Raw genomic sequence first — 25,206 nt, forward strand, 5'->3', positions numbered from 1 at the left:
CATGCAATCCACGCAGGACGAAGTTCTAGATATTTTCAAACGTACCAAAGCGCTACTCGAAGGTCATTTCATCCTACGCTCCGGCCTTCGCAGCCAGTACTTCTTTCAGTGCGCCCAGGTGTGCCAGTACATCGGAGAAGTCACTCGCCTCATCGAGCTGCTCAAGCCGAAGCTCGACGCCGTTGAATTCGACACCGTGCTCGCACCCGCAATGGGAGGGCTCGTCGTAGGACAGGAAGTCGCGCGACAGTTCGACAAGCGCTACATATTCGTGGAAAAGGTGGACGACAAGCTAGCCCTGCGTCGCGGATTCAAGATAGCCGAGGGAGAACGCATCCTGATCGTCGAAGACGTCGTCACACGCGGCGGACGGGTGAACGAAGCGGTCGAAATCGTGAAGCAAAATGGCGGTGTGGTTGCCGGCATCGGCGTTCTGGTCGACCGCAGCCAAGGCAAGGTCAGCTTCGAAGCTCCCCTGCACTCCTTGCTGGAGATGGGATTTCCCACCTACGATCCGGAAAACCTACCGGACCACCTCAAGGATATCCCGGCGATCAAGCCTGGCAGCTAGCGGTGGACTGAGGACACACGCTGTGCGAGCAGCGATTTTGTGGCGAGGTTTGCAAGACAACGTCGCCGAAACCAGAAAGGCCCAACGCTGAGCGTCGGGCCTTTTTCCTATACGAAATGAAAGGACGCTAGGGGAAGCGGATGATCACGCCTCCTCCCCTGGAAGGCGGCGGTGGCGGAGGCAATGGATAGCGGTCCGACTCGTTGCGATCGATGTGATCGAGGTTGTCTCGGTTCATGCCGATGAAGGCTCCACCGTGCTCGTAGGTCAGGTCATGCATCAACTTGGCGAATTTGACTCCTGAGTTCTGCAGAATCATGGCCCCGTTATGAATGACGTTCGGAAATCCGATCGCGTTGATCCGAGCGATCCGATTTCCGTCCTTGTCCTTATTGAGCTTGCGGATCTCCTGCAAAACCGGTTCCGGCTTGCCCGTAAACTCGTCGCCAAAAACATACACTCCGAAGTGAAACTCCTCCACGTTCGGATCGTAGAGGGTTCGTATCGCCCGCCGTATTCCAGGCACCGGGTTACTCTCGCTTTCGTATGGGTAAAGCAGCACCTGACGCACCATCGCTTCACGCATTTCAGGCGAATCTTGCAGCCACTTTCCGCCCATGCGCGACCCCATGATGAAGTGGCCGCTCGCATCTAAAAGCTGGATGCCTTTCACCTCCGGATAAGACAAGACCACCTCCTCGAACTTACGCACCACGTGAGGATTGATTCGGTTCGTGCTGCTTTCGCGCATGCTACCGGAGGTATCGATGACGAATGCGATGTAGTTGCTTTCGACCGGCACGCCTATCGGCATGGGCTTGATTACCTTTTGCTCGATTTCCGGCTCCGTCTGGAAGGCAGCGAGCTCCTCCTTGATCGACTCCAGATCCGTGATGAACAGCTCCTTGGCCTTTTCCTTGTCGCTGATCTGCTGCCGCAGCTTAGCGATAAGCGCTTCCAAGGTATTCCGCTCCGCGTCCTTCTTCTTGCGCTTGGTCTTCTGCAGGTCCAAGTGCACATCCAGCTCGTCCTTCCGAATCTGGTAGTCGGCTAGCATCAGTTGCTTCTGCATTACCGTGTTCTCCAGGACCCGCTGCAGCTTCACGATCTCCGTCGCTTGCACGCCCATGGATACGATAAAGAGCAAGATGATCGCCCCGAAACCGCAACAAATGCAGTCTAGGAACGACAAGCTGAACGCCTCTGCCTTGCGCGTGCGACGACTCATATGTCTGGCCACCCCTCCGAAGGACTGATCATCGAGCCACCGCTCGAATTGGCGAGACGCCAAAAGTGCACTGCCGAGCCGGGATCCGGCATCAGCGGGTACATGATCGTGTTTACCGGCAAATCGATATCCAAGGCATTCTGCGCCATGCGCAGCATCGCCACGCGATCGTCGTACATCACCTGGCTGCTACCCGCATAAGAGTCAGCCAAAGTCGGAAGCCCATCGCAAATCAGCACCAAGCGATCCGGCTCGATCGGGAGTTCGTTGACGATGGCAAACGCCTTCTCGAGGTTGGCGCCCCCTTCCGGAGTGATGTCGTCGATGGCATTGAGCACCTCCACGGTCAGGTTGTTGTCCATAGGGTCGAACCAATCCCGGCCGAAGCCAACTTCCAGCGGTATGAGCTCCTTGTTGTAGAAGATGATCTTGTAGTTAGACCCTTCCTTCAAATTGGCAATGAGCCAACGCAAAGCCAGCTTCACCCGTTTCCACTTGGGAGCGTTACGGCGTTCCTTTTCGCTTTTCTCAGCGAATTCCGTGGCCTCCACAATCGTGTCGGCCGTCATACCGGCCGAAGCCTCCACGAGGAACAGGACTTGGTCGCCTAGAATGTCGAAACCGGTCAAGTACTGGCGACGGTCAGGATTGGGAATCGGGATCGGCGCCTTCTCCTCCTGCTTCGGCATGTTCTCCTTGTCGTCGATTAGCTTTCCTAGCTCTTCCTCGATTGCCGCAAGCTGAGCGAGCAGCAACTTGAGCATCTCATCCAGCTCGGTGTGGCGCTTCTTGGTCTCGTCGAGACGCGCCCCGCTGTCCTCGGCTCGCTTGGTTTCGAAGGCCAAGGTCAGCTTCTTGTCCTCTATCTCCTTGTCGTTCTTGGCGATTTCATCCTCCATCTCGCCGATAATTTCCATGATCGCCGCCTGAAGGTCGTCCATTTCCTCTGCTTTGCGACTCGCAGTCAGCACGAACAACAAGAGCACCGCCCCGAAACCGCAGCAAATGCAGTCTAGGAAGGAAAGGCTGAAAACCTCGGTCTCTTTTCTCTTACGCCTCATAGGTTAGCAGCATTCGTCACGACTTACTGGATACAGTGAATAAGCAGCAACTGCTTGCGTCGCCCGGGCAGGGCCACTTCGAACGAGTCGCCAGCCCGCAGGCTGGAGGTGGAGACCGATTCGATAATCGTACTCTTCGACTCCGACAAGATCCAGCGGTCCTCCTCGAACTTCAAGCGGCAGAGCTCCGCTGGGGCGGGCGTGAGGTCCCTTTCCACTACCAGGTGAAAGTCCTCCGATTCTCCAAAACCGATGATGAAATCCCCCGTACCCAGCTCATAGGCTAAGCCGTCGCAAACGATATGCGTAGGATTCAAGGACTTGCCCTGCTTGACCAAACGGATAGCGCCCACTGGGACGCGCGGGTGGAACTCGCCGGTATCACCCTCTTGGGGAACATCCAAATTGATTCCAGTTTCGACACGCACGTCCTCGATGCTCTCCGGCAGCTCCCAAGTCTTGCCGAGATTGGCCGCCCCGAAGGCGGCGCTTTCGGCCGGCAGTTGCTTCACGACTCCAACGCCTTGAGCCACGATCGCTTCTTTAAGTCCTTGGATCGCAGCGGCACGCTCGGAGAGAATGACCTGCACCGGCCTGTCGCCATCGCCATAGTCGTTGATGGCTCGCAACAGAATTTGCGTGAGAACCTTAACGTAAGGAGCGAGGTCCAGAGCCGCCAAATCGCGAGTCACCGTCATCTGGCGAGATTTCTCACGCGTCGAAACCTCCAAGCTCGCCTCTCCAGACTTGCCGAGATGGAAAAGCATCTCACGCGTCTGAGCGTGGAAGGCCTGCTCGATCTTGCGGTCCTCCGTGACGTCGAAGGATGTCTGCTTCAGAAAGCGACTGGCCAACGCGTTGGCGAAGCGCTCCTGCATCGAGTGGAAACCGTTTTGCGGTTGTCGCGAGAAGTAGACGCGCTCCAAACCGAAACGCTTGTTAAAAACAGTGATATGGGTCGCGTGCAGCAGCAAGTCCAAGTGGAAGAGGCGCTCTCCTTCAGCGACTCCCCACAGCCCTTCGCTGTAAAGCGAGGCCGCCGCCATGTCTACGACACCCACCACTGGAATCTTCAGGTCGTTAAGAATGCCCAGAAGTATACCGATGCGTTGCTCGGAAATCTCGTTCTGCTCGAGATAGTGTCCCGGTACCGCGATGACTACTCGCTCGACGTTCTCGACCTCCCTCCTTAGGCGCGCCACCAGTTCCGACAGGAATTTGTAGGCGATCTGCGAATACGCGATGCGCGATTGTCGGCCTTCGAAATTCGTCGTTTGCAGGGAGAGTTCGTCGATGAACGACGAATTCACGCGACGGGGAAAAACCTGCCCCAGCTCTTGGGCTTCGGTACCGAACACCAATGCGTCGGAATTGGACCCCGAAAACGCGTAAGCGGGCAAACGCTCCGTTTCGCTGTCTAGCTGAATAGTGCGCGAGGAGCCGTCATCATTAATCACGACGCCGTGCACTCCGACGTCACTCAGCTCAATACCTAGGGTTGCCATACGTTGGGAATAAATTGCGGGTTGCTGGGGCTCGACTAACGGAAGCTGATTTGCGTTTCCTCGTGTTCCGGCGTCTTCATCAGCGCCACCACTCGCTTCGTCGCGAAATCCTTCAGGTCGATTAGCAGCTTTTCTTGCTTCGACTGAAGCATGTGCAGGAAGAACATCAAAGCGATGCTGAGCAACAGAGCGATCAAGGTTGAGTTGAAGGCGAGGCCCAAGGCCGCCGTGACGCCTGAGATGTCGCCTCGAATCGCTTCGTCGGCCAAGGCCAGAGCCTCGCCGATACCGCGCACGGTCCCGATAAATCCTACGGAAGGAATCGCCCAAGCCAGGTAGCGAAGCAGCCCCAAGTTCGAGTCGAGTTCGTCGTAAGCCATCTCGGAGCGCTCGTGAACCGCAAGCGAGGCGTCTTGAATCGAGCGCGTGGAGTCAAAGCGGTGCAGGGCGGCGAGGATGATCTCCGGCAAGATCTTGTCCCGCAGTCGCGGCGTTCGCCTCACGTCTTCCTTGAGCTCCTTGTAGTGGGCCAAGGCGTCCTCCGGTATGATGCGCTCCCCCTTGGAAATTCCCAAAAAAGGATGGCTAACAATCGCCCGTTCCCTGGAGACCCCGTACGCCTTGTAGGCCAGGATGATCATGGCCCAGGACATCAACATGAGGCAGACCATCTGCTCCTTGTCCTTCAGGATAACTACGATCGAGCGGTTCGCCACCCGAGGCTTGTCCGGATTTTGGTTCGCCTCTACCAGACTGGCGATCTGGATGTCCTCCGCCACCGGCCAAACGTAGTACCGATAAGCTGAAAAGACGACTAGGACTGAAAAAACGAGGCCCAGAGCTAAAACGACGAACTCACGGGACAGAAAGCTGTTCCTCTTCATATAATTGCTAGGTGATCTTGCTGTTGTTGGGGCTTGGAGCGGCTACATTAGCTCAACTCGACGCGAAGTCCAGTATGGCAACGAATCTGTATACGAAATAGGAATCAACATAGTTTCATTGAAATTCTTGGCCAATCAGACTAACTATTCAGCTAATCCCATACCCATACCCCGAAAAAAAAATTTAGCGAATCCAATCCATACATCTCAACCGTAGTTAACTGTAATATGAACCGGAAGAACGCCCTTATCTCCACCCCCATCGCCCTTCTTGCTGCAGCGGCCCTCGTTTTCCAGACGGGTTGCGCCGGACCGGCGGCGTCAAAAACCGTCAAAGGCGGAACCGTTGGCGCCGGAGTGGGAGCCGTGGGCGGACTCATAGCCGGGGAAGACGCTGGCGGCATCGCCGCTGCCGGAGCCGCGGGCGCAGTGGTCGGTTCCGTCATCGGAGCCGTAGCCCAAAACCGCGAAAACAAACGTCAGGACACGCTCGCCCAGCAACGCGCCTACAACCAAGCCATCGCCATGCAGAAGCGGGCCCAGGAAAAAGAGAAGTCTCAGCTCCAAGAGGAGCTGGAGATCGCCGAAGGCTTCCGCATTACCGAAGAAGAGCTCGACGAAATGACAAGCCGGGCCGAATCCGCCGAAGAACGACTTGCGATCCTGCAGAAGAAACGGGACGCAGCCATCGAGCGTAAGCGCGAGCTCGACGAACTCGAGGAGCGTGAACGCGAAGCCCTCGCCGAAGCGGCTCGACTCGAAAAGGAACTCGCAGAACTCGAAGGTGGCACCGCTACCGCCTACAAGAAGACGACCGAGGAGCCGCAAGCGCCCCAACTTTAGCGACAACGCCGTCGTCTATCGCCTAACTCCCTAACAGCCACGCCATGACCAAACAAATACGCAACATTGCGGTCGGATTGTTGATGGCCTTCCTTTTGCAGGCCTGCAACACGACCTACGAGATGCAGGTAGACGCGATCAAGAATCCGCAGCCCATCGACCCGGACGCCGATTCCTACGTGCTCATCCCTCGCGACCCCGCCCAGGACACCACCGACCTGCGCTACCAAGAAACCGTGAAGTGGATCAAGACCGCTCTCTCTGCTAAAGGCATGTACGAGGCGCTGGACCCGCTGGAAGCGGACATGGTGATCGAAGTGGACTACGGGATGGAACCGCCTCGCCAAGAGATTCGCGTGGTTGAAGTTCCCGAATACCGAACCGTTCGCGGTCCCGGCCATTACGCCCTTCAGACCGTTTACGATCCCGTGACCAAGAAAACAAGGACTGTACGCGTCTACATTCCCGGCCGCACTTCGACAGAACTGGTCGGCTACTCGCAGCAAACTCAGACGATCATCATCAACGAGAAGTACATGGTGCTGACCGCCAAGCAGAACAAGCTCGCCGAATCTGGCGATACCGCCGCGGAGGAACTTTGGAGCGTAACCGTTCGCAACGAGGACTCCAGCACAGATCTGCGCGAATACCTTCCCATCATGGCTTCTGCCGCAACCGACTACATCGGAGAAGACACGGAAAAGTCTACCACCGTTCGCTTGAAGAGCGACGACGAGGTCGTGGCCTTCGTCAAACAAGGTCTCGCGAAGGAAGCCCTCTAAAGTGGCCCACCGCTAGTTTAAGCACCTCTCTTTTTGAAACCGGCTCGTGTCCCGCGAGCCGGTTTTCTTTTGCCAAGGCGAAAATGCTTCGCCACTGACGCATCAAGCTGCTCCAGCCAAAAAGGGGCCCGTGCTGCGGGTCATACATGTGGGTGGGCTCCGAAGTGATTCCATTGAGTTCGATGACTTTAATCCCTTCGCCACGCTTCAACGCATCCTCGTTGGGCACTCGCAAATCGTAGCGTCCGAAGTGAAAGCCCGCCACCCGGCGCGAAAAGCCGTCCACCGCTGCCTGCAATTCAGGCGTCATCAGGTGGCAACCATCCAAGAACACCGCTCCGCGACTATGGGTTCCGATTGATGCGAGCATAAACCGCTCGCCACGGGCAAGCACCGACTCCAGCTCGGATTCAAACTCCTTCAAGAAGAAGGGAGCCATGCAAACCGCACGCTCGTCCTTCAAAATCAGGGTCTCCAAATTCGACTCGCCATCGCCTTCGACCCAAGTGGTTCGCTTGTCAGTGATCGAGATGACTTCACCGCTCTCCTTGTTCGCGAAGCGTTGATAGAAGACGCCGTATTCACTGCCCTCCACGTACTCCTGGGCAATCGTAGCCTCCTCCTGATTTTCGAAAAAAGCTTCGGCGTCCGACTCGCAGCGAGCAATCACCACTCCTTGCCCGCGCTGGCCGACGTCCGGCTTGAGCACGACCGGATAAACCAGCCCCAAACGGGCCATAAAATCACGCAACTGCCCCAGCTTCTCGTCGACCGGACTCTCGAGAGGGATCGCAACAAATCGCGCCACCGGAACGCCGGCGCTTTGCAGATGGCTCAAAATCTGGATCTTCGATTCGTAGACAAGTCCGCTCGCTGGCATGCAGGGGTTCACCGAAAACGGCAGCGATATGGAACGATAGCGGACCGCCAGCCAAACGATCTGGGCGATGACCGGCGCATAAACGGCCCACATCGGCCAAAACTCCCAGCCTATGAGTCGCCGCCATCTGCAATACAACATCCTTCTTCCCTTCCAAGTCGATAGCTTGGCGAGTAGGCGAACCCCAATCGCAAAGCACACGATGACCGCTAGAATTCCGAGCCAGCCCCCGATGCCTAGCGACTCGAAGGCTGCCAAAAATCGTTCCCCGAAAAAGTATGCGGCGAGCACCAACAACGGCGTCCAGATCGCAGAGGCCAGAAGCAAAGCGAAGGTAAAACGTATCCAGCCTACCTTTACAACGCCTGCTGCGAAATAGGTGGGGACTCGGCTTCCTGGAAAAAACCGGGTCAGAACGACCAATCTCACCCCTTTGTCTTCGAACCACTCGGCGCTCCTGTTCATTGCCTTGGCCGACACGAGGCGCCGCAACACCGGCAACTCGAGCGCCGTAGCTCCAAAAACGCGACCGATAAAATAGATCCCGAGGTCGCCCAGAAAGATCCCCAGCAAACACCCCAATATTGCCGGAACCAATCCGACCGTGCCGGTCGCAGCCAACAAGCCACCTCCGATACATGCGAAGTCTTCGCTGGCGAGCGTGGACATAGCCAATAGGAAACCGCCCCACCAAGGGGAAAGCTGTACTCCGGAAAAATCGCCGAATTCAGCTTCGCTAGCTGTATCCAATTGAGAAACAGTGAAGCTCGCTCCCTGAACAGCGACCTTTTCAGCTAAGGTATCCAGATTGCCATAAGAGGCGGCTGCAGTGGCTGGCCTCACTTCCAAATACGCGTCAATGGCGCCCGAGCCCACGAACGAACCGCTTTCGGGATAGAGCAACTGCATCTTTCCCGCATAACTTTTGTAGAGGGATTCCGCCGCGCCTTGGTCCGCCTCAAAAACCCTGCGAGCTGTCTCAAGATTGAAGGGTAGCTCGCGACTGTATCCAAAATGCGGAACAGCGTTTTCCAGCACCCAGAACCAGGCCAGCTGAAAGGTTTTCAAAGCAGCGTTCAAACGATCGTCGCCCAACAACTCAAATCGGGTCGATAGCGCCGGATCCACCAGAACCAGCGAATCAGGAGCAATCTCGAGTTCCGAGGCCAAGAGCAGCGCTTCAAGGCTACCGTAGCCAATTCCCAACACCACGACAGAATCAGCCCTCGAACTCTGGACCGCGGTCGCTACGTCCTCCATCGAGAACCTTTCTTGCGACTGGAGGGGCGCCCAAACGGTTTTCAGCGGATCTTCTCCAAGCTTGCCAGCGATAGCCTGTAACTCTTCGTTGGCGCCGCCGGCTCGTCCCCAAAGCACGTAGAGACTTTGCCCCTTCCCCTCCATCTTCGGAAATACGCCAAAGGGCGGCATGTCTGCTTGTCTCGCCGTCCAGAGGTGCGAGGCCAGCAGCAAGAGGAGGTAAGCGATGAAAAAAACGGTTCTTCGTCCCATGGCCCAAACTCAGCGACTCGATAGGCTACGCAAATCAAGAGAAGCACCCCTCTCTTCTCCCAAAGTTCGCGTCTCATCCAAAACGCGCTGGTAGCGTAGACAAGCTCGGTGAAGGTCGAGCTCGACTCTGGAAACGCTCTGAGTCCTCGCATCCGCGCGTAGCATCATTGGGTTGAAAGCGGGATCGGGATGCGGGGTATCGAGATGCAAGGATCTTCGGCTCTTCTCGCTGAGCGAATCTCTCTCTCCCAGAAGGGCGTCGTATCGCGAAATCCGATACGACTGAACCTCGCGCGTCCGGAAGGATGAAGTGGTCAAAAAGGCCCGCGGCAATGCCAAAGAAGCGAGCTCCGCCCCGTCCCATGAAAAAGCCTCGGTCCCTTTACAGTCAGCCAAGACAAGCAGGAAGGGATGGTAGCTCGTTAAATCTTCGTCCTTTAAGCGACGCGCAGCCTCGCCTCGGCTGGGAATGCTGGCATAGCGTAATGGCAGCTTGCCGCGGCTCGTCGGATTCTCCAGCGCTTTGCCGAAAGCAGCCTCCGCTCCGTAATGATTGAGCAAAAAGACACAAAGGCCCCACTCGCTGACGGCCAGCCAAGTGCCGCCTCCGTCTGGATCGATGGCAGCCAACATGCGAGTCCCGTCAATTTGTAGACATTCGGGCGGCCTCGCCGCGCTGCGAGTCTTTCGCTCGTCGCGGTTGAAATAGAGCGACAGTCGCCCCTGCCCTGCGCTCCAAGAAGCGGTGCACATTAGCTCTGGACCGAATTCAAGAACTTCAAAGTAGAGGGAGCGACACCGAAGCCATCTTCCGGGAAAATCCCCTGCATACGACTCGCGATGGCTATTAGGGCGTAATGATGCACCGTGTGGCTTACGAGGAACTGCAGTTCTCGTCCAAAGCTGGAGACCGAATGCAAGTCGTCGCCCTCCGTGGAAGCGCAGACCTTCACCCGCACCGAAGTCTCAACGTCCACCGCCGCAACCTCCATCCGACGGGCAACCTCCTCCAAGGAGGCGAGAGCCACCGAGAGCTCCTTTTCCTCCGCCGTATCGCGCTCCCGATTGTCGTAATCGATGAGACCAAGGCTTACCCCTTCCAAAAACGAGCGATAGTGGTCGAGCACATGTCGAAAATGAGCCCCGATTCCCGAACCGTAGCTCGCCGGATCAGTGGCGTTGAAGGTACGATCGTCGTGGCGAGAAAGCAGCTGGATTCCTTGTTGCAGCAGTTCGCAGTTGGCGCAGAGCAGGTTCATCTAAAAGGGATTGGTAATGAGAGTCTTTTAGTGCCCCCTTATTCCGAGTAAACCCAGTTTTTCGTAAAATTGCCCCCTGTAGCCGGAAACGGCGCACCCCCTCAACCAGACAAGTCGCAACGGGTCATCGCCACACTCCCGCCAGCAGCGCGATCACGAGAGCGACGAAGTGCAATTTTCGTGGCAAAGCCTAGCCGCTCGCGCTGTTCACACTGAATAGCCAAAAGGCTTTGACCTAGCTTGACTTCAAGGTTTGCTGGTAGACCTTTGCCCACGCTTGCGCAGCGAAACAAGTCGCCTCTCCTTTACTGCTGTAGTTCTATCCCTTTCGTCCCACCGCACGGAAAATGACTCTCTCTCCTCGCCCCGAACTTCCCCGTACCCAGAGAGTTGAGCTGATCGCATTTCCTGACAAAGTTGGCGACGCCTTGCGGCGCGAAATCACCAACACCCACGGTTGCGACTGCCTGCGCTTTCGGGAGGTCAATCTCGCTCCCGACATCCTACTTGGCGATTCGCTTGTCCGCTGTACCTGGTTGCCGACCCAGTTCCCCATCCTAGGGACCGACTTCGCCGGCGCCCACGTCGCCTTCGGTCGTGATCTGAGCGCCGTCCGTATCGCTGAAATCATAGCCGCAGGATACACCGCTGCGATCGATTTGCGTAAGACAAGCGTGGAAGAAGCTGCTCTCATCGTCGTCGCATACTCGCGCCAAACCGATCCGCGCCAGCCGTCCCGCAAGCCATCTTCCAACGAAACAGTCCCAAACGCCCATCCCTCCTTCATAAAACTGGGAGATAGCGACAGCGGGACCGAGTTTCTCGCCGCAGCAGTGGAGATGCTTGATATCGGCGTCTACGTTCTCGAATTGCAGACCGACGGTCGCATCACCGTTTGGAACTCCGAAATGGAGCGTCTTTTTCTGCGCAACAAACAAGAAGTGCTCGGCAAACCGATCGCGAAGCTATTCGACGACCCGCTGGTTCAAGACGTCTTTCGGGAGATGCCAAACGGCTTCAACCGAAATCGAGCGATCTTTCCAAGCAAAGGCATAACAAGGAGCAACTTCATCGCGGATATATCGAAAACCCAACTACTCGACTCCGATGGAAACCCAGTTGCAGTCGTCGGCATCATCCAAGATGTCACCAATCGAATTCATTCGGAAAATCGACTCATCGCAGCATTCAACGAACTTGAGTCCTCCAAGGAAAAGCTAGAGCAAAGTAACATCGAAATCCGCAAGGGTATCGAAAAGGCCAAGAAACTCGCAGTAGTCGCCCAATCCTCGAACAAGGCGAAGTCCTACTTCCTTTCCAACATCTCACACGAGCTGCGCACTCCTCTCAATTCCATCGTCAGCCTCACGCACGCTCTCTTGGAAGGCACGTTCGGCGACCTCAACGCCAAACAGCACGAACACCTCGAGATCGTCACCGACTCCAGCAAGCACCTCCAATCGCTGATCAATGACATTCTCGACCTCTCGAAGATTGAGTTGGGGAAGATGAACCTGAAATTTGCCCAGACCAGCGTAGAGGATGTCGCAAGATCTTCGATACGAATGATCGAGCAAGAAGCTTCACTAAAAAACGTATCGTGTATCCTTGAGATAGATACAGAGCGAGACAGCCTTGAAGTTGACGCTAAACGCTTGCGCCAAATCCTGCTCAACCTTCTGGTCAACGCCGTCAAGTTCGCCAAACCGAACACCGATGTAACGCTGCGTATCCAGGAGGACCCTGACATGCAGGCCCTCGCCTTTCACATCATCGACCACGGCATCGGCATCAACGAATCCGACTTCGCAAAAATCTTCTCACCTTTCACTCAACTCGACGACTCCCTCTCCCGCCAATACGAAGGAACCGGACTAGGACTGGCGATCGCATCCAAATTCGTCGAACTGCACGGAGGCGGCCTCCGCGTACATTCCCAACCAGACCTCGGCTCCACTTTCACCGTAACCTTGCCGCTTCAGCAGCCACGCGACGACGGCGAATCCGCAGAGCGAGCCAGTCTCGCCGAAATCGCGAGCGACCCCAAGGCCGTACAGAACCTTTTGCTTATTGTAGACGAAAACGAGCTTTCTGCGCGGCGCATCGAAGAGCAAATCAAGCAATTCACCGACTTCACCCCCATCATCGCCTTGCCCAACGAGATATCCGCCTACCATGACCAAGTCGCCCCCCGGTCGATCATCGTCGACTTGAACATCATCGCCTCCCACGGGACCGACTGGATCGCCAGCGCTCAAAAGCTCCCCGCCTGGAAGCGCACTAAATGGGTCGCCATCGGATCTCTCGATTTACCCGACAACCACACCGCTGCCCGTCGCCTCGGCTTCGATACCTGCAGCTGCAAGCCCATTTCCCGATCCCTGCTCTCGCAGATCCTACGCTAATCCAATTCCCGCAATGCCCCTCAGCCCACTGTCCACGATTCTCGTAGTCGACGACAACCTCGGAGCCAGACGCTCAATAGAGGCTCTACTCACTCAAGAAAACTACCGTTTCCTCCTCGCGGACAGCGGAACCACCGCCCTCCAGGTGCTCGAAACGCACACCCCCGACGTCATATTGCTCGACGTCATGATGCCCGGCATGAACGGCTTCGAGGTTTGCCAAAAGATCCGCAGCACGCCCCATATCTCCGAAATACCGATCATCATGATCACCGCCTTGGACGACGAGGAATCGATGATCCAAGGCATCGACGCAGGCGCCGACGACTTTCTGTCCAAGCCCATAAGCAAGATCGAACTGCGTTCCCGAATCCGCAGTATCCTTCGCCTCAACCGATTCAGAAAACTCTGCGACGAGCGACAGAAGTTCGAGTTGGTCGTGGCCCAATCCCACCGCGGATATGTGGTTATCGACGCAGACAACCGTATCTTGTCCTCCAATACAGCGGCGGAAAACATGCTGCAACTCTCCCCAGAAGAGACTCAGCAAAATCCCCATTTTTTCGATACGGCGAGGAAGCTATTCACGATTCAACCCGATGACATCGAAACCAAGATAGAGCATCAAACGGAATCCAGAGAACTCGACCCCTTCATCCTCGTTCGGTCCGCCCAAAACGAACAAGCGGCTAAATGGATACGAGTTACCTTCCAAGATCTCGGCCTCAGCCAAATCGGACAACATTTCCTGCGCCTAGAGGACATCTCGGACCGAATCATATCGTTTCAAGAGAAGCACACCTTCTCCCGCATGATCACGCACAAGCTGCTCACTCCCCTAAACGCTATCAAGGCCGCCCACCAACTACTCGATACCAGGGACCCCACCCCCGAGCGCATCACCCAAATCCAAGCTATCCAAAAAAAAGGCATCGACCGCCTCGAGTACGACATCCACTCCATCCTCAGCTTCCTCGAAGCCGAACGCAATCCGCGCAATTTACTGAAAATCGCCGACGCCAGGATCCACATTCAACGCCTTGCAGAAACCTCGCCCTTCCACTTTGAAGTCTTCCAAGAAGCCACATTCGCTCCAGACGACTCCATCCACATCTCAGGGCATGCCTTCGATGCCTGCCTTCGAGAAATTGTGGAAAACGCGATCAAATTCCATCGCGGAGCCACCGTTTCCATCGATTGCTACATCAAAAAGGCAGAAGATCCGCAACGGGTTCTCATCGTGTTTCAAAACAACTCGTATCCATTGAGCAAGGACGAGCTCGCCAACGCTTGGAAGCCCTACTGGCAAGCCGATCGCTATGTAACAGGCGAAATAGCCGGCATGGGCCTTGGGCTATCGCTGATAGCCGCAAACGTATGGACTGCCGGCGGCACTTGCAAAATCGAGAACCACTCTCAAACCGACGGAGTGCAGCTCACCCTTTCTTTTCCCATCCAAGCCTGAGCAGCCGGCGCCTCTACCTCAAACCTAGCCAGAGAATCCCTACATCAGCTACGCCGCCCCCTAGAACCGCACCGACGACTGCTATCCGCCCGAAGCCATCCCGTCGTTCCTGGCCTCAAAGGTATCGCACCCCGGAGCGGCATCAGGCAGGTGAGCTGAGATGGGAACCCCCTCGTAATGCTGTGCTTTGACAGCCGTCGTTCCCCGCTACCCTTCGAACGGAAAACTGGTGGAGCCGATCGGGATCGAACCGACGACCTCCTGCATGCCATGCAGGCGCTCTTCCAACTGAGCTACGGCCCCAAAACAGAGTCGCTAAAACGGCAACGAATCAGTCCCTTGGCAAGAGAAATTTTGGAGAAAGTTGAAGGATTTTGCGCAAGCCGAGATTTTGGGCTCCGACAACCCTCCGATGAGAGCTCGCGCTCTAGCTCACTCCCTGCTCGGCGAGAAATGGGACCAGCTCCTCCACGCCGAAGTCCGCTAGCACTGCACCGCCCAACTTCATGGTGGGAGCTTTGCTTTGACCGGAGATCTCGACCATCTCCGCCATGGCAGCTGGATCGGACCGTACTTCCTTCACGGTGTATTCGATCCCTTTCTTCTTGAGGTAAGCTTCAGCTTCGATGCACCAAGGGCATCCAGACTTAACGTAAACGATTGGTTTCTCTTTCATGGTGTTCTCTACCCGATAGTGAACGTACAAATCGACTGAGGGCTGCATCTAGTCAAACCGAGAACGACCTCCCCAGTCATCAGAACGCTCGCGCGATTCATGGCATTCCTGGGGAAATCGAAAATCAAGGGCCCTGGGAGCAAGCCCAGTCCGACTCCGCTTCGTCTCGAGCGACGCGCCTAAGCGAGCGTTTCCTCGAGGCTAGGGTAATCGACGTAGCCTACGGGGTCCTCTTTCTTGGGGCTGTAGAAAGTGTCCGGATCGGGTTCGTTGAGCGGGGCATTTTCCTTGAGCCTTCGCACCAAATCTGGATTGGCGATAAAGAGCTGCCCGTAAGAGACTGCGTCCGCGATACCTTCCGACACAAGCTTCGCTCCGGATTCGGCGGTGAGCCCTTGGTTAGCGATGTAAGTACCGCCGAACTTCCGCTTCATTTCGAGACTCACGCTGTCCTCGCTCACAGACTCGCGGGTAAAGATGAAGGCGATTCCGCGCTTGCCGAGTTCTTCCGCAACGTATCCAAACGTTTCGGACGGATTCGAATCACCCATGTCATGGGCGTCACAGGCAGGAGCTAGGTGCATTCCGACCCGGTCCGACCCCCAAACGGAAATCACCGCATCCGCCACCTCGAGCATCAAGCGGGCGCGGTTTTCAACAGAGCCGCCATACACGTCGCTGCGCTTGTTGGTCGAATCCTGCAAAAACTGGTCCAGAAGGTAACCGTTGGCCCCATGGATCTCAACGCCGTCGAAGCCGGCTCGCTTGGCGTTCTCAGCCCCTTTTCGAAAGGCCTCTACAATCGCAGGAATCTCCTCCGTCTCCAATGCTCGGGGCGTCTCGAATTCCTTTTCCGGACGAATGTGGCTGACGTGGCCTGCCGGTTTGACGGCCGAAGGGGCGACCGGCAACTTGCCGTCCAGGTAAACCGGATCCGAGATGCGCCCCACATGCCAGAGCTGCAAAATGATTTGCCCGCCCGCATCGTGTACCGCCTGGGTCACTTGCTTCCAGCCTTCGACCTGCTCCTCCGACCAAATCCCAGGAGTGTTCGCGTAGCCAACCCCCATCGGATCGACGGACGTCGCCTCCGAAATGATCAAGCCGGCTGTCGCCCGTTGAGCATAGTATTCGGCCATCAAAGCGTTGGGAACGCGTCCTTCGCTCGCGCGGCAACGCGTGAGCGGCGCCATGATGATTCTGTTCGGGAGTTCCCAGGCTCCTATCTTAATCGGGTCGTGCAAAGTATTCATACTTGGATCTAAGTTGTTTTGAAGCTGCTTTCCTCTACGACAAGAACAGCCGCTCAACTGCAGGTGTTGCACGATTTCTTTGCCACGTCTCGGTCACAGCAGAAACGGACCCGCAATCGCTATCTACCGCTTTCGATCTTTTCCCACTCCCACGCGCTCCCTCGCCCGCAGGCACTGGTCGCTGCCACGCTCGAATCGACGGCAAACCTCCGGCCGGCTTTCATAGATAGCGCAGAGTTGGTTTTCGCCCAAAAAGGCGCAGCCCTGCGTATGGGCCAATGGATACATGCGATAAGCAACCTCTCCCTTCCCTAGAAAGTCGTCAACGCGTACGCACTTTTCCGATACGAGCGGTTCGCGTTCAGCATCGCTTACGCTTGCGAAAATAGGATAGCAACGACAACAGGCCCCGCAGTCCGTGCAATCGAGCGCATCCGTTTCGCCCGCCAGCGGCATATTCACATCTGAGGACATGGGGCTATACCAATCTGCAAAGCGAATGAGTCAAGGAGTCATCGTAGCCAATCATGAGGGCATCGAATCGAGAAAGCCGGCGATCTCGCGAAACAAGTGCTTCCGCTCCACGGGCTTCGTGAGGCAACTCTGGAATCCCGCGTCAAGCAGCGCATCCACGTCGTTCTTGAAGGCATGCGCCGTCAGCGCAATCGCGGGCACGTCCGGATCCATCTCGCGAATGGCTTTCAACGCTTCAATTCCTCCGAGATTCGGCATCGAAATATCAAGTAGCAACAGGTCGATCTTGCCCTCGAATTCACGGAACTGGCGAATCGCCTGCTCCCCGTCCAGAGCATGAATTAAACGGGCTCCAGTGGGTTCCAAGAAGCGTTCCAAGATAGTATAGTTGTTCACGATGTCTTCGGCGACGAGAATCCGCCGCCCCACCAAGTCCAACTCTGGAAGCAAACCGCCGAGCTGTTTGCTAGGTTTTCGAGATTGTGATGATTCCGCAACAAGCTCAACTGGTATCTCGACCGTGAATACAGAGCCTTTTCCAAGCTCGGACTTGAGGCTGAGCTGGAACCCGAGTTCGTCCGAAAGGCGCCGACAAATTGCGAGCCCCAATCCCGTGCCTTTGGCGAAGGACTTAGTGTTGTCGATGATTTTGTGAAAGCGTTCAAAGACAGCCTCGTGCTCAGAGGGGGCGATCCCAACCCCAGTATCTTCCACCCAATACTTCAATGTCTTCGTCTCTCGATTAAGCGACATCCCAAAACTCACGATGCCTTGCTCGGTAAACTTGCAGGCGTTCGTTGCAAGGTTGAGCAGAATCTGGCGAACTCGAACCTTGTCGGCTTCGAAGCGAACGGTAAGCCCGTCCCCTAGCCTGTCGTCCGCGACGTACTCCACCCCCGCGGGCGCTCGGCTCTTGACCAGCTGCCCAATATCCACGCTCAATTCGTGGAACAGCATCCAAGCGTCGATCGTCTCGTAGTTGAGGGTCAGCTTCTCCGACTCGAAAATAGAAAAATCGAGGATGTCATTGAGCAACTGAACCAGCATCTCCGTGTTCTCCCGGATACAATTGCTGTAGTTGTCGAATTCGCCTCGCCCCTCGGCCTCCATCGCTATCAACTGCGAGAAGCCCATAATCGCGTTCAAGGGAGTCCTGATCTCATGCGACATGTTACCGATGAATGCGGACTTCAAGCGATCCGAAACCTCCGCCTTGTCACGGGCTGCCTTGAGTTCCCTCGTTCGGGCTTCCACCAGCTCCTCCAGATGGGCCCGATGCACTTTAAGCTCTTCGTTCTGCAGCGACAGCTCCTCCTTGGCTTCCGCGAGCTCGCGCGTGCGATCCTCGACGCTTTTCGCGAGAGCGAGCCTCGAACGCTTCAGCGAAATCACGCGCAGGCGGTAAGCGAGAAAAAGAGCCAATCCCACCACGAGCAATCCGAACAAGCGGAACCAGATAGACTTCCACCACGCAGGAGCGATGGTAACGAAAATCGTCTCCGCATTGTCCCCCCAGATCCCATCGCTGTTCGACGACTTTACACGAAAGGTATAGCGGCCCGGGTCGAGATTCGTATAGATCGCGGTGGACGCCCCTCTCACATACTGCCAGGCTTCATCGAATCCCTCCAGCATGTAGGCATACTCGACGTCATCGTTGCGTGGATACACAAGCGACGAAAACCGAAAGGAGAAAACCGAGTCCTCGTACCTGAGCTTAACCTCATCCAAGAGATACGGTTCCTTGCTCAAGGGACCTGCTTCCGGGCTAGGAAACACCTTTCGATTCAATACGCTCAGGTCCGTGATTACGACCTTGGGCAAACTTAAATTGGGCTCGATCTCGTCCGGGCGAAAATGAGTCAAACCGGAGACGCCCCCCACCCATATTTGACCGTCCGCAGCGACAAAGCTGGAGCGCTTGACGAACTCCTTCGACTGCAAACCGTCCTTGCGGTCATAATTGATAAAGCGCGGTCGAGCCGGAACACTAACCCCATCGACGAACTGCGACAACCCTTGGTTCGTCGTGATCCAGAGGTTGCCTCTACTATCTTCGCTAATCGACTTGATCGAATTGTTTGGCAGGCCGTCGGATACGCTGTAGCGGGTATATCGTTGCGCGTCTGGGTCGAAAGAGATCAGCCCGACTTCGGTTCCCAGCCAGAGCTGGTTAAGGCTATCGAAGAAAACAACTTCCAGATCGCCGCGGTTTTGCGGCAAAGGATCCCCTGTATGACTAAAATGCTGAAAGTATCCAAGACCTGGATCATACTTATCGAGAGAGCTATAGGTAGAAATCCAAAGGTTTCCAATTTCGTCCTCTTCGATGTCGTTTATGTACTGGCTATTGATTGATCGACTGTCTTCAGGGTCGTGCACATGACGGACAAACGTCTCGTTTTCGGGATCAAACTGGTTGAGTCCCCCTCCTACCGTGCCTATCCACAAATAGCCATTTCGGTCTTCGTAGATGCAAAATACATTGTTGTTGCTCAGGCTATTCGGATCGCTTGGGTCGTTTAGATAGCGGACAAAGGAATCGCTCTCCGGAACGTATCGATTGAGACCTCCCGCCCACGCGCCCACCCAAATATCGCCTCTCGAGTCCTTAAAAATCTGATACACCGCATCCGCACCAATCGTGCTGGGGTCTTCCGCAATCGACTTGTATTCGTGGAAGGTGTCCGTCGTACCGTCATAGCGAACAAGTCCACGTTCTGTCCCCACCCAACGTTGCTCGCCATCGATCAGCACGGAATTCACCTGTTCCCCCACGTCGAGATCTCCATCGGTATCATGGATTTTTGTGGTCACGAAACGCTTCTGAGCGCCCGAGAAGTAGTTGGCTCCGTTTCCATAGGTGCCAATCCATACCCCTCCCGTATCATCCACGTAAATACAATCAACCCCATCCGCGCTTAAGCTCCGCTCGTCGTGAAGTCGGTTGAAATAGCGCTCCTTCTCCAACAGGTCCCCCGTTTCGTCAGCTATTTCCCAAAAGGTGAGCCCCTGCGCCGAAGCATGCCCGAGCCAGATGTCCCCGTTCTGGTCTTCAGCGATACATTGCCCTCGAATATCCATCACCTTCTCGACCTTCATGCTGCCCCAATCCCCTAATTCGTAGAGGTAAATGGAGTCCTCGGTCCCGACCCAAACGCGGCCCCAATCGTCTTCCAACATCGATTGCACCCAGCGATCTCCCGCCCCCTGAGCGTCGTCCAAACGAGTGAAGGAGTCGTTTCTCCGGTCGTAGAGGCAGAGCCCTTCATCCGTTCCGATCCACAGGCGCTTCCTCCTGTCCTCGAGCAAGTTCCATACGATATTGCTCGGCAAACTCGCGGGGTCGTCCGCCTCGTGCAAATAACGCTTCAACTCGCCCGAATCCGGTTCGTAGCGAAACAATTCGTTGGGCGTGCCAAACCAATAGCTGCCATCCCAGGCCTGAAGCACCGTACTCACCGTGGCCCGTCCAATCGGCTCGAAAAGCTCGAAGCGATCCAGTTCCTCGTCGTAACGGAAGACCCCGCCCAAAGTGCAAACCCAAAGCGTCTGGGCCGCGTCGAGGTAGAGCTCGTTGATCGATCCGCTTTCGAGGCCACGCATGTTTTCCGACTCGGGCCGGTAGACCCTGAAGTCCCGACCGTCGTAGCGATTCAAGCCGTCCTTGGTGCCGAACCACATGAAGCCGTGCGAATCTTGGGCCAGCTTCCGCACCCAACTTTGGGACAAGCCGTCTTCCACTCCGAGACGCGTGAACTTCTTGTCGCCCTGCGACCAGGCTACTCCGATAGAGGAGCAGAGGAGCAAACAGAACAGCAACGATCGAAAACGCATGGGAAAATCCGTGAAATCAGCGTCCTAGGCTCCTCCGAGCGCCCTCGCTTGTCAACGCGCTCAAAGGCGGCGCCCCCCTTGCAAGGGGGCATCGTCAAACGATTATAAGTTTTTTCACAAAGGCCCGTAGGCCGGGTTCCAAGAACCTTTACAAGTCGACAGGCAGGGTCTCCAAAAATTCGTAACGGCTCCGGTGCGTATCCAGCTGAAGCTCCGGGCTCTCGTCGATGTGCAACACTGGCTTGTCATTTTCCGCCGCGTAGGCGGGCCATCGGGGAAGCCCCTCAGCATTGGGATCGCCCGTCTTGGCGAACTGGGTCCAGTAAGAGGACATCAATCGAGCGACCTCGTAGTCTTCGCTCCGCCATGGAAGGTCCTTGGAATCGATGACATCGAAAACGTACTCTATCTCCCAGGAGTGGGCCGCCCTCGCTTGGGCATCCGCTCGAGCGCCCTCCGGCAGCGGCAACAGCTGGTCGAAACGATAGCGATAAACGGGAGCGCCCGAGGTCCGAGCGTGCTCCTCGGCAAGCTTCCAAGTGCCGAAGCCTATGAAACGATCCCCCGCGTAGTCCGCTGCGGCGCGCTTCACTTCCTCCGGAGTGGCGGCCGCATAGACTTCCAGAAACGCATCCGCCCTTTCACCAAATTCCTCTTTGGCTCGAGCCTGGAAACCTTCCGGAGTCGCAGGCGCCCCTCGCAGGAAGCCCTCCGGTCCGCTCTCGTCCAGATTCCAGCCAACCACCAAGGGCACAGGGCGCTGTTCGCCTCGGGCGAAGATCTCGCTCGGGGACTTCGGGAAAAAATAGCCGTCCTCGCAAACAGAGAATTTCCCAAGCCCTTCCGCCCAGAAGACGTCGATCAACTTGTCCGCCGGGAGCTCCCGAAGCGATTCCAAGGTGGCCCCGCCGAAGTGCTCTTCGAGAAATCCCACCGCGGTCGCTTCGGCCTCCAATCTCGAGGGTGGCTGCCGCCACGGGCTCAACACCGCCCCGCTTTGGGCAATCGCCTTGTGGAAAAGTCCCTCGGACAAGGGCGTGGCCATCAGGGAGCTGACCGCCCACGATCCCGCTGACTCTCCAAAGATGGTCACGTTCCCCGGATCGCCGCCAAAAGCCGCGATGTTTTCCTGCACCCACTCCAATGCCGCCACCATGTCGAGCAGGCCATAGTTACCGGAGGCTCCAACGGCTGACTCCTCCGTCAATTCCGGATGGGCCATAAAGCCAAAGATCCCCATGCGGTAGCCGACGCTGACGACGATCACCTCCTTGCGAGCCAACTGGTGCCCATTCTGCCGAGGCTCCGATGTGCCTCCCGCAAAGAAGCCTCCCCCGTGGATCCAAAACATGACCGGCAGCTTCTTTCCTTGCGGCGCCGCAGGGCTCCAAACGTTGAGGTAGAGGCAATCCTCGCTCGGTCCCTCGTCGTAGAAAAACATGTCATCCCAGATGCGCTTTTGCATGGCCCGCGGACCAAATTTCGTGGCATCCCGCACGCCCTGCCATGGACGGACCGGCTGGGGCCGCTTCCAGCGCAAGTCGCCCACAGGCGGCGCCGCGTAAGGAATGCCTTTGAAGGAGAGAACCTCCCCGTCAGGACTCGCTTCCCCCTCCACGATGCCACCCGTCACTTTCACCTGACTGGCCTGGGAGTGAGCGGAGAGCAGGCAAAAGAGAAATGCCAGCGAAAAGGGACGGACGAGCGGGAGCAGTCGTTTCATAGGAGCTTCGGGGTAAAACTAAAAGGAGTGACGGCTCCACAAAGCGCCATGCTTGCGTGAAAGACAAGACGCGGCGCCGGAACCGCCCCTTCTCATTCACTATTGCAGTTTAATCCTGCTCCCTCGGCTCAGGGCTTTGGGGCAAATGGAGCGACCGGCTCTCCCGACTCGAAGATCGCGTTCACCTCCAGCTCCTTCGCTTCCTTGCGCGAAAGCTGGCGTGCCCAGCTCACGCGTTCCCCCATGTCGCCGCCCTCCCCGTAGCTGCCGTATTCCGCATAGCGAGCAGTCTTCTCGCGCTCCGGTCCCGTCCAATTGTGCCAGCCCGCCGAGCGGACCACCTCCGACATTTCCGTGCGAACAAAAACCGTTTGGGCGTGAGCCCGCCAAGGCCGTCCCAAATAGGTTCTAACCCCCGGCTCACCCGTGATGCGACAGTCCAGAAACACCATGCCATATTCCTGCTGGGCTGGAGTCGCCGCAGCCGTGATGTATCCGTCCTTGAGGCAGTGGATGTGACAGTTTTCGAAGACCGAAAGCCCTCCGCCGAAGATGAAGTCAACGTGCCCCTCGATATAGCAGTTTTCAAAATAGTGGCGGCCTCGGTTCACGAAAATCGTGTCCTGCCAACCTTTGAAGACGCAATCGCGGAAAACCACGCCATCGCCGTCCACGCGCAGGGCCAAGGCTTGGCCAACCGGCCCGGCGTCGTTGGCGATCGTCATAGAGTGTACCTGAAAGCCTTCCCCGTCGACCTGCAGGGTCGGCGTGCGAAAGGTGCCCAGCTTCTTCCCGTCGGGTCCGATCATGTTTGCGTGTATCCCTTCCACCAATACAGTCGTTTCCGGAGAATCTCCCACCAAGCGGATGTTGCCGCGCTCGCGCTGCACGTAAGCCCGCTCGCGGTACTCTCCGTGCTTGACGCGGATGATCCAGCGCGGCGATCCCTCCGGACCTTGCGGCGCCTTATAAATTGCCTGCTCGACCGAATCCCAGTCCCCCGAACCGTCTCGGGCCACGAGCGCGTCGGCGAAATACCGAGCGATCGGCAGCTCCAAGCGCCGCATTTCCCCGATGGCCAACGCAGCCACCTCGCGAGCTCCCAAGCGCGAGTAGTGGGTGTTGTCGCTCAGCCCCTCGGGCCGGATCGCCAGTTCCCCCGCCTCGAACCAGAGGTGCAATTTCTTGGACCCCTCGACGCCCTTCGACTCCTCGAGTGCGGTGGTCAAGGTTTCCATCTCCAGCATCGGCACCTTTTCAGCCTCAGCAACCTGCCGCACTACCAGAGGGTAGTCGCCATGAGTGGGCACCATGCGCTCGCCCGCGTCGTCCCACTTTCGCCGCGCCACGGAGGTGGCGAGGATGGGATTCGCCCCCTTCGCCCGCGTCTCGCGGACCATCCGCCTCAAATTGTCCCGATAGCTGGTATGCGCCTCCGCATAGACCGACGGCTTGTGCTCCTTCTCGTCATTGTGGCCGAACTGGATCAACACCCAGTCCCCTTCCTTGAGTCGGCTCACCACCTCGTCCCAGCGCCCTTCATCGATGAACGACTTGGTGCTGCGGCCATTCCTCGCATGATTGTCGACCCGCAGCGGCAACAAGGCATACTCGCGCAGCAATTGCCCCCAGCCTTTCTCCGGCGTGGTAGGACGTGGCTTGTCCGCCATGGTGGAGTCGCCCACCAAGTAGAGTACGGGACCTTCCGACTGCAGGGCCAGGCGACTGCGCCATTCCGGGTATTCCTTCGAAATCATATCCTTCGGCCAGCTTCCGTAGTACCCGTAGCCTCCGCGACGCTCTTGCTCGATCTCCGATAGCTCGTAGCGAACCACGCTGTCCCTGCCCACAAAAATGGGGCGATTCGTTCCAATTTCATAGAAGCGGGCCCAGAGGTCCTCTCCCGGAGACTCCTTCAGAATCCGGTCCCTCTCTCCATTGGCATCTCGGACCAATTCCGAGCTCATTCCAGGTATGGCCACCTTGCTGAACCAAGCGACCGCGCCTTCGATCGCGGCGACCACCCGCGGGGACGGAGTTTCGATGTCCATCAAGAAACGCACGATCTCCACCGATTCGCCGCCGGAAAGCGAAACAAGCTCGAAAGCCCGAGCCTTGGCGGGAGCCAAGGTTTCCACGTCGTGTTGGGCGCACCAAACCGTCAATTGCCCATCCACTCGCACCTGGGTCGCCAAAATGCACTCAATTCCCTTCTCAACCGCTGCAGCTGCCTGCTGCTTGGTCGCCTCGTCTACCCAGGTCCAAACCGATTCTCCACTGCTGACTTCTTCCAGTACCCGCATCACCCGCACCATGGCGTTGTCGTTGTAGGTGATGTGAGAGTAGTATCCCTCGCGCAGCGGATAAAACTGGGGCCAGCCCCCATTCTCGTACTGGGCCTCCAGCAAGTAGTCGATGCCACGCTGCATGGCAGCCCGCCACTTCGCGTCTGGCTGGGCAGCGTTCACGCGGGCCAAATAAAACAGGGGCGTTGTCGTGCCGCCATTGTCGATGGTCGGATAGCGGGCCTTTTCGCTACCTGTAAGATAGGCCTCGGAAGGCGGTTCCGCCAAGTTCAGGTTCTTGGGCCAGCCTCCGGAATCCGTCTGGTAGGCCAATACCGAGTCCGCCACTTGGGCGGCTTCCGCGGAGCCGTACCAATCGCTCGATTGCCTGAGCGCATCGTCCCAATCCGGAAAGGCTTGCAGAGAAACGGCAGCCCACGCCGCCGCGAATATCGCTTGAAAAAATCGGTTCATAAAACTCTGAAACTTTGGGGTAAACGCGTGAGGGAGCTGACTTCGGAACGCAAAACCCTACACGTGTTGCAAACTACTCGAAGCCATCC

Annotated in this window: 18 protein-coding genes and 1 tRNA gene; 5 read left to right on the plus strand and 14 right to left on the minus strand. The window is 56.9% G+C overall.

Annotation, left to right across the window (positions count from 1 at the left end):
* The first annotated feature begins 1 nt into the window (after position 1).
* Positions 2 to 571, plus strand: coding sequence for an orotate phosphoribosyltransferase (gene pyrE / locus IEN85_RS12135; RefSeq protein WP_191617354.1), 570 nt, complete (start codon positions 2 to 4; stop codon positions 569 to 571).
* Positions 572 to 698: 127 nt separating this feature from the next.
* Here the strand turns inward: pyrE and IEN85_RS12140 are convergent, their stop codons facing one another.
* Genes IEN85_RS12140 through IEN85_RS12155 form a run of 4 tightly spaced genes read right to left on the minus strand, consistent with a single transcriptional unit; the run spans position 699 to position 5,249 of the window.
* Positions 699 to 1,799 (minus strand): hypothetical protein, encoded by a 1,101-nt coding sequence (locus tag IEN85_RS12140; RefSeq protein WP_191617355.1) that lies wholly within the window; start codon positions 1,797 to 1,799, stop codon positions 699 to 701.
* A complete protein-coding gene (locus IEN85_RS12145) occupies positions 1,796 to 2,860 on the minus strand; it encodes a hypothetical protein (RefSeq protein ID WP_191617356.1) in 1,065 nt (354 codons plus the stop codon). Before IEN85_RS12145 ends, IEN85_RS12140 begins: the two co-directional genes overlap by 4 nt.
* A 23-nt stretch (positions 2,861 to 2,883) precedes the next feature.
* On the minus strand, positions 2,884 to 4,365 hold the full coding sequence (locus tag IEN85_RS12150; protein ID WP_191617357.1) for a hypothetical protein: 1,482 nt from the start codon (positions 4,363 to 4,365) through the stop codon (positions 2,884 to 2,886).
* A 35-nt stretch (positions 4,366 to 4,400) separates the two neighbouring features.
* Positions 4,401 to 5,249 carry a MotA/TolQ/ExbB proton channel family protein gene (locus IEN85_RS12155; RefSeq protein WP_191617358.1) on the minus strand — a complete coding sequence of 283 codons (849 nt, stop codon included), beginning with the start codon at positions 5,247 to 5,249 and terminating at the stop codon, positions 4,401 to 4,403.
* A 228-nt stretch (positions 5,250 to 5,477) separates the two neighbouring features.
* Between IEN85_RS12155 and IEN85_RS12160 the strand changes: the two genes are divergently transcribed.
* Positions 5,478 to 6,092 (plus strand): hypothetical protein, encoded by a 615-nt coding sequence (locus IEN85_RS12160; protein ID WP_191617359.1) that lies wholly within the window; start codon positions 5,478 to 5,480, stop codon positions 6,090 to 6,092.
* A gap of 44 nt (positions 6,093 to 6,136) precedes the next feature.
* Positions 6,137 to 6,874 carry a hypothetical protein gene (locus IEN85_RS12165; RefSeq protein WP_191617360.1) on the plus strand — a complete coding sequence of 246 codons (738 nt, stop codon included), beginning with the start codon at positions 6,137 to 6,139 and terminating at the stop codon, positions 6,872 to 6,874.
* Here IEN85_RS12165 and IEN85_RS12170 read toward each other — a convergent pair.
* The 3 genes from IEN85_RS12170 to IEN85_RS12180 are packed head-to-tail and all read right to left on the minus strand — an operon-like array spanning position 6,843 to position 10,525.
* Positions 6,843 to 9,266: a DedA family protein gene (locus IEN85_RS12170; protein ID WP_191617361.1), complete on the minus strand. Its 2,424-nt coding sequence runs from the start codon at positions 9,264 to 9,266 to the stop codon at positions 6,843 to 6,845. The genes IEN85_RS12165 and IEN85_RS12170 overlap by 32 nt on opposite strands.
* A gap of 9 nt (positions 9,267 to 9,275) precedes the next feature.
* Positions 9,276 to 10,019, minus strand: coding sequence for an NRDE family protein (locus IEN85_RS12175; RefSeq protein WP_191617362.1), 744 nt, complete (start codon positions 10,017 to 10,019; stop codon positions 9,276 to 9,278).
* The gene (locus IEN85_RS12180) at positions 10,019 to 10,525 is read right to left on the minus strand and encodes a DinB family protein (protein WP_191617363.1); all 507 of its coding nucleotides are present in this window, start codon (positions 10,523 to 10,525) and stop codon (positions 10,019 to 10,021) included. The genes IEN85_RS12175 and IEN85_RS12180 overlap by 1 nt, the downstream gene beginning before the upstream one ends.
* Positions 10,526 to 10,872: 347 nt before the next feature.
* Between IEN85_RS12180 and IEN85_RS12185 the strand changes: the two genes are divergently transcribed.
* Positions 10,873 to 12,930: a sensor histidine kinase gene (locus IEN85_RS12185; RefSeq protein WP_191617364.1), complete on the plus strand. Its 2,058-nt coding sequence runs from the start codon at positions 10,873 to 10,875 to the stop codon at positions 12,928 to 12,930.
* A 13-nt stretch (positions 12,931 to 12,943) separates the two neighbouring features.
* A complete protein-coding gene (locus IEN85_RS12190; protein WP_191617365.1) occupies positions 12,944 to 14,395 on the plus strand; it encodes a response regulator in 1,452 nt (483 codons plus the stop codon).
* A gap of 227 nt (positions 14,396 to 14,622) precedes the next feature.
* On the opposite strand, the gene IEN85_RS12195 is transcribed toward IEN85_RS12190, so the two are convergent.
* The 7 genes from IEN85_RS12195 to pelA form a co-directional block, all read right to left on the minus strand.
* Positions 14,623 to 14,698 (minus strand) — tRNA-Ala (locus tag IEN85_RS12195).
* Positions 14,699 to 14,822: 124 nt separating this feature from the next.
* The gene (locus tag IEN85_RS12200; protein WP_191617366.1) at positions 14,823 to 15,071 is read right to left on the minus strand and encodes a glutaredoxin family protein; all 249 of its coding nucleotides are present in this window, start codon (positions 15,069 to 15,071) and stop codon (positions 14,823 to 14,825) included.
* Between the two features lie 179 nt (positions 15,072 to 15,250).
* Entirely contained in the window at positions 15,251 to 16,324 is a 1,074-nt protein-coding gene (locus IEN85_RS12205; RefSeq protein WP_191617367.1) for an alkene reductase, read from the minus strand.
* 123 nt (positions 16,325 to 16,447) lie between these two features.
* Entirely contained in the window at positions 16,448 to 16,798 is a 351-nt protein-coding gene (locus tag IEN85_RS12210) for a YkgJ family cysteine cluster protein (RefSeq protein ID WP_224772599.1), read from the minus strand.
* A 51-nt stretch (positions 16,799 to 16,849) separates the two neighbouring features.
* The gene (locus IEN85_RS12215; protein ID WP_191617368.1) at positions 16,850 to 20,635 is read right to left on the minus strand and encodes a hybrid sensor histidine kinase/response regulator; all 3,786 of its coding nucleotides are present in this window, start codon (positions 20,633 to 20,635) and stop codon (positions 16,850 to 16,852) included.
* A gap of 148 nt (positions 20,636 to 20,783) precedes the next feature.
* Positions 20,784 to 22,358, minus strand: a complete 1,575-nt coding sequence (locus IEN85_RS12220; RefSeq protein ID WP_191617369.1) for a carboxylesterase/lipase family protein — start codon at positions 22,356 to 22,358, stop codon at positions 20,784 to 20,786.
* A 128-nt stretch (positions 22,359 to 22,486) separates the two neighbouring features.
* Positions 22,487 to 25,117: a pectate lyase gene (gene pelA / locus IEN85_RS12225; protein WP_191617370.1), complete on the minus strand. Its 2,631-nt coding sequence runs from the start codon at positions 25,115 to 25,117 to the stop codon at positions 22,487 to 22,489.
* Positions 25,118 to 25,206 lie beyond the last annotated feature (89 nt).

It is taken from the genome of Pelagicoccus enzymogenes, assembly GCF_014803405.1.
GTDB classification, from domain to species: Bacteria; Verrucomicrobiota; Verrucomicrobiia; order Opitutales; family Opitutaceae; genus Pelagicoccus; species Pelagicoccus enzymogenes.